The sequence below is a fragment of the Streptomyces sp. HSW2009 genome (genome assembly GCF_040240285.1).
In the GTDB taxonomy this organism is placed as follows: domain Bacteria; phylum Actinomycetota; class Actinomycetes; order Streptomycetales; family Streptomycetaceae; genus Streptomyces.
The window spans coordinates 1-5,770 of sequence record NZ_JBEHZD010000501.1 but is presented as its reverse complement, the minus strand read 5'-3'; the positions used below and the strand labels follow the sequence as shown (position 1 = coordinate 5,770).

At 74.1% G+C, this 5,770-nt stretch carries 5 protein-coding genes; 3 read left to right on the top strand and 2 right to left on the bottom strand.

Annotated elements, in window-relative coordinates:
* Positions 1–1,437: FAD-dependent monooxygenase (locus tag AAHZ94_RS27320; RefSeq protein ID WP_349996090.1), on the bottom strand; the 1,437-nt coding region annotated here is incomplete at its 3' end.
* Positions 1,438–2,037: 600 nt separating this feature from the next.
* Between AAHZ94_RS27320 and AAHZ94_RS27315 the strand changes: the two genes are divergently transcribed.
* Positions 2,038–2,766, top strand: a complete 729-nt coding sequence (locus tag AAHZ94_RS27315; RefSeq protein ID WP_349996088.1) for a hypothetical protein — start codon at positions 2,038–2,040, stop codon at positions 2,764–2,766.
* Between the two features lie 137 nt (positions 2,767–2,903).
* Positions 2,904–3,881 carry a metallophosphoesterase gene (locus tag AAHZ94_RS27310; protein ID WP_349996087.1) on the top strand — a complete coding sequence of 326 codons (978 nt, stop codon included), beginning with the start codon at positions 2,904–2,906 and terminating at the stop codon, positions 3,879–3,881.
* Between the two features lie 103 nt (positions 3,882–3,984).
* On the opposite strand, the gene AAHZ94_RS27305 is transcribed toward AAHZ94_RS27310, so the two are convergent.
* Positions 3,985–4,479, bottom strand: coding sequence for a hypothetical protein (locus AAHZ94_RS27305; protein WP_349996085.1), 495 nt, complete (start codon positions 4,477–4,479; stop codon positions 3,985–3,987).
* Positions 4,480–4,649: 170 nt separating this feature from the next.
* On the opposite strand from AAHZ94_RS27305, the gene argC reads away from it, so the two are divergent.
* Positions 4,650–5,678 (top strand): N-acetyl-gamma-glutamyl-phosphate reductase, encoded by a 1,029-nt coding sequence (gene argC, locus AAHZ94_RS27300; protein ID WP_349996084.1) that lies wholly within the window; start codon positions 4,650–4,652, stop codon positions 5,676–5,678.
* The last annotated feature ends 92 nt before the right edge of the window (positions 5,679–5,770 follow it).

The window sequence follows — 5,770 nt, the reverse complement described above, 5'->3', positions numbered from 1 at the left end:
GGGCCCGCGCCCCGGGGCGCGCCGCCCCCCCGCCCCCCCCCCCGCCGGCGCCGCCCCCCCGCCCCCCGCCCGCCCCCCGACGAGGCCGGAGGCGTCGGGCCCCGCGCCGAAGTCGTAACGGACCCCGACCGCGGTGATCATCTCGGTCAGGTGCCGGTTCACCACCTCGAACTCCGTCAGCTCCGCGAAGAGCTCCTGGAGCGCCTTCGCGCCCGCGTCCGTGCCCATCAACGCGGTCTGGGCGCGGGTGTTGGTCAGCACGCGGGCGCCCCCCGGGTGCCGTTCCGCGTGGTAGCTGTCCAGCAGGGTCGCCGGCGCCCAGCCGGCGACCTCGGCCGCCAGCTTCCAGCCGAGGTTGAACGCGTCCTGCACCCCCAGGTTCAGGCCCTGCCCGCCCGCCGGCGGATGGATGTGCGCCGCGTCGCCGGCCAGCAGTACCCGGCCGACCCGGTAGCGCTCGGCCTGTCGGGTCGCGTTGCCGAACCGGGAGAGCCAGCGCGGCGAGTGCGCACCGAAGTCGGTGCCGGCGACCTCCCGCAGCCGCTGCTTGAACTCCTCGAAGTCCGGCGTGTCGGCGCGCTCGTCGGACCCCGCGGCAGCGGACTTCGTGGCGGGGGACTCCGTGGCAGTGGACTTCGTGGCGGGGGACTCGACGGCGGCGGGCACGATGATCCGGTACGTGCCGTCGCCCTCCGCGACGGTGCCGAACCGCACGTGCCGCTTCCGCACCTCGGCCGTCACGGCGGCCACCGTCGCCGCGTCCGCGGTCACTGCCATGTCGCCGAGCAGCGTCTCGGCCGTGGCGGGTTCGCCGGGGAAGCCCACCCCGACGAGCCCGCGCACCGTACTGCGCCCGCCGTCACAGCCCACCAGGTAGCGCGAGCGCAGCCGCGTACCGTCGGCGAGCTCGGCCCGTACGCCGTGTTCGTCCTGGTCGAGGCCGACCAGCGGGCAGCCGCGGCGCAGTTCGGCGCCGAGTTCGACGGCCCGCTCGGTCAGTACGCGCTCGGTGACCGGCTGCGGCATGGCCAGGCCGTACGGATGCGCCGTGTCCATCCCCGCGGGCCAGGGCGTACTGAGCCCCGCGAACGGGCCACCGACCTGGAACCGCTCGCCGACCGCGCGGAACCGGTCCAACAGGCCGCGCTGGTCCATCACCTCCACGCTGCGCACGTGCAGCCCGCGCCCCCGGGACTGCGTGGTCGGCTCGGCCAGCCGCTCCAGCACCACCACCCGCACCCCGTGCAACCGCAACTCACAGGCCAACATCAGCCCGGTCGGCCCGGCCCCGACCACGATCACGTCAATGTCCCCGGCGCTCCCGGCGCCGCCGACATCCCCCGCACCCCCGGTCTCGCGGCCGTCGCCGGCCCGCCCGGCTTCCCCGGCCTTCCCCACACCCGCGCCCGCCCCGGTCACCGAATTCCCCACCCGCATCGCTCGACTCTCCCCATTTCGCGCCAACCCGGATTCCCGACGTCCCCGATTCCCGACGTCCCCGATTCCCGACGTCCAGGAATTTCGGCGTCCAGGATTCCCGGATTCCGTCATCGAGGCGCGATTCTGCGGCACCCCCGGGGCCTTGCCGCAAGCCCCCCGGTGCGCTATATGTTGAGAGTGGCGAGGAGTACGAAACTCCTCGCCTTCGCCATTTCCCGTACCGATCGGCCCGCGCCCGGCTAGCCCCTCCCCGCGCCCGTGTGACGCCCCACCGAGGCGATTCCCTTCCCCAACCGGGCCCGTTCCCCATCCGGGCCCGTGACCTGCCACGACTCCGCCCGCCGGCGACCCGTACCACCAACGGCACGACGGAGAGCAGGTATCCGTACCGGCACGAATCCGTACGGGTACGCATCTGCGCCCGACGCCCATCCGGACGGGCAATGCCACGCCGCACGGCCCGTATTCCCACCCGCCGAAGGCGGCAATTCCCCGCACTCACCGACCGTGGTCCGACGGGCTTGCGGGGTGAATCCTTTGGGCTCGCGCGGCGGACCCACTCGGCCCGCCGGCGGTGCGACTGGGCAGACTGTGCGGATGGTCAACTACCCGCCGGTCGATCGCCAGCCCGCTCCCGAGTGGTACGGGCGCCTGCACGTGCAGACCGCGGATCTCGGACCGGCCCGCTGGTTCACCGAGCACACCCCGGGGCAGGGCGGCTTCGGGACGGTGGCGGGCATCGCCGCACCCGGATTCGCCGCCTACGCGCGGGTCCTCCACCCGGCCGCCCTCGACGGGCAGCCGGTGCGGTGGGCGACGGTGGGCGCCGCCCACGGGCAACGGGTGGGGCCGGACGCTGCCTGGCACGAGCTGATCGGGATGGACCGCTCCTACCACAACGCCGCCGAGTACGGTGTGCCCGGCGTATGGGACGAGCACCCGGCGGAGGGCCCGACCCCGCCCGCCGTCGCCCGGGCGCTGATCCCGGTCCTGGCCCGGCACACCCGGACCAGCGAGCGCTGCTGGTACGGCCTGTGGAACGGCTACGGACGGTGGGACTTCGACCACGTTCCCGCCTTCCAGACGCCCGGCCGGGAGGAAGTGCTGCTCGCCGGGACGCTCGCCGAAGCCGTCTCGCCGATCTCCCTGGACGAGTTCGCCGAACTGCCCGACCTGTGGTGGCCGCAGGACCGTGCCTGGTGCCTGGGGGGCGACGTGGACCTGGTCAGTACGTACATCGGGGGTTCCGCGGCGCTGATCACCGAACTGTTGGCCGTCCCGGAACTCGAAGTACACCCGGTGGCAGCGGACAGCGGGGTCTACTGAGCCGGGCGCCGCCGGCGCGGGCCGGCTGACGGGCTCGGCCGGCCCTGCCCGAAGCGGTCCGGCGCGGCGTGCCCGGCCCCGACCGCTCCGCCGGCGAGCCGGCGTTCAGCAAGCAGACGTCCAGCCAGGAGTGCACGATGCCCACGCCACCCGACCTCCCGCAGTACGCCGATGACATGGCGCGCACGACGAACCGCCGTGGCTTCCTCGGCCTCGGCCTCGGCGTCGCCGCCACTGCCGCCGTCGCCGCCGGGCCTGCCGAGTCCGCCGCCGCGCACGGCAGGCCGCTGCTGCGGTTCGGCGTCATCGCCGACTGCCAGTACGCGGACAAGCCCGACGGACCGGTCCGCCTCTACCGGCAGTCGATCGCCAAGCTCCGCGAGGCCGTCGGCACGCTCAACGAGTCCGACCTGCGGTTCGCCGTGCACCTGGGCGACTTCGTGGACGAGTTCCCGGAGAGCTTCGCCGCGGTCATGCCGATCTGGCAGAAGCTGCGGATGCCCAAGCGCCACGTGCTCGGCAACCACGACTTCCAGATGCCGCGCGAGCAGGTGCTCGACGCCCTCCACATGCCGTCGTCGTACTACGACTTCCGCCGCGACGGCTGGCGCTTCATCGTCGTCGACACGAACGACGTCAGCACCTACGGCAACCCCGCCGGGTCCGCGAAGCACGCGCTGGCCCAGCGGATGCTCGCCGAACTGCGGGCCGCGGGCAAGCCGCAGGCGCAGGAGTGGAACGGCGGCGTGGGCGCGCGGCAACTCGCCTGGCTGGAACGGACGCTCGCGCACGCGCACCGCAAGGGCGAGAAGGTGGTGCTCAACGCCCACCACCCGATCTACCCGGTCAACGTGCACAACGCGTACAACGACCGGCAGCTCATCGACCTGGTCACCTCGTACGACAACGTCGTGGCCTGGTTCAACGGGCACAACCACGCCGGGAACTACGGCTTCACCGGCGGCACGCACTTCCTCACCTTCAAGGGCATGGTCGACACCGGGACCACCGCGTACGCGACGGTGCAGGCGTACGACGACCACCTGCTGATCGAGGGCTTCGGCCGGGAGCCGAGCCGGATCGTCCCCGTCGGGGCGCCGGCCTACGAGATCTGAACGGCCGCGTCGCGCTCCGTACGGCCACGCGGGGCCGCCGGCCCGAACGGGGGTCGGCAGCCCCGCCGGGCAGCCGGGGCCGGCGCATCCGCCCCGCTCGGGATCACCTGGGCCTGACGCAGAGGAAACACCCCTCCCAGTGCGGGAGCGCACTGAGCACGCGATGGCGTGCGCAGCAGGCCGACGCGCCCTCGTCGGGGCCGGGGAAGCCGCCGTCGGGGTCGGGGTCGCCGGCCGGCTCGAAGGGCTCGACCAGGGCCGCGAACCGGTGCAGATGGTCCTCGGCGAAGGCCGGCCGGTACCCCAGTTCGCCCCAGCGGTGCCCGCTCGCCGCGAGCGCGGTGGCGCGCAGTACGAACCCCTTCGACCGGGCACGGTCCCGCGCGGTCGCACCCCACGCGATGGCCTGGAGGTCGAAACCGACGGCTCCGCGCCCCATCACGTTCTGGTCCTGGAGCGTCAGGAGGGCCGCGAAGCGGTGGTCCCACCCGTCGTCGGCGAGCTCACTGACCGCCAGCATCAGCACGTCGACGAAGACCTCCGTGCCGCTGTTGGACAGGTAGAGCCGTCGACCCCCGCCACCGAATACGTTCCCCACCGGGCCACGGTACGTCGCCCGCCGCCGTGGCCGCCCTGCGGCCCCGGAGCTGTGGCTGTACGGCGACGACGGCCGGCACCCCGCGTCGGACGCGTGCGCCCCACCCCGCACCCCATTGCATAAAGCTTCCCTCCTTCGTATAGTCATGCCATCACCGAGGAGGGGTTGCGATGTCCGTGCGGGTGGCGGTGGCCGGGGCCAGTGGATATGCCGGGGGTGAGGTGCTGCGGCTGTTGCTCGGGCATCCCGAGGTGGAGATCGGGGCGCTGACCGGGAACTCCAACGCCGGGCAGTTGCTCGGTGGGCTTCAGCCGCACCTGGGGCCGCTGGCCGATCGGGTGCTCGAACCGACCGAGGTCGACCGGCTCGCCGGCCACGACGTGGTCTTCCTCGCCCTGCCGCACGGGCAGTCCGCCGCGGTCGCCCGCGAGCTCGGGCCCGAGGTACTGGTGATCGACTGCGGGGCCGACTTCCGGCTCAAGGACGCCGCCGACTGGGAGGCGTTCTACGGCTCGCCGCACGCCGGCACCTGGCCGTACGGGCTGCCCGAGTTGCCCGGCGCCCGCGAGGCGCTGCGCGGCAGCAAGCGGATCGCGGTGCCGGGCTGCTACCCGACGGCCGTCTCGCTCGCGCTCTTCCCCGCGTACGCCGCCGGCCTCATCGAGCCGGACGCGGTGGTCGTCGCGGCCTCCGGCACCTCGGGCGCCGGCAAGGCCGCCAAGCCGCACCTGCTCGGCAGCGAGGTGATGGGCTCGATGAGCCCGTACGGCGTCGGCGGCGGTCACCGGCACACCCCGGAGATGGTGCAGAACCTGAGCGCCGTCGCGGGGGAGCGGGTCACCGTCTCGTTCACGCCCACCCTGGCGCCCATGCCCCGCGGCATTCTCGCCACCTGTAGCGCCCGTACCCGACCCGGCATCGACGAGGCCGCCGCCCGCGCCGCGTACGAGAAGGCGCTGGACGGCGAGCCCTTCGTCCGGCTGCTGCCCGCGGGGCAGTGGCCCGCCACCGCCGCCGTGTACGGGGCCAACACCGCGCTGCTGCAACTCGCCCACGACCCGGCGGCCGGGCGCCTGATCGTCATCGCCGCCATCGACAACCTGACCAAGGGCACCGCGGGCGGCGCCGTGCAGAGCATGAACGTCGCCCTCGGCCTGCCCGAGACCACCGGACTGAGCGCGGCCGGCGTGGCGCCGTGACCTCGGGTACGGGGCCGGGGGGGGGGGGCCCCCCCCCCCCCCCCCGCGGGGGGGCGCGGGGGCCCCCCCCCCCCCCCCCCCCCCCCCCCCCC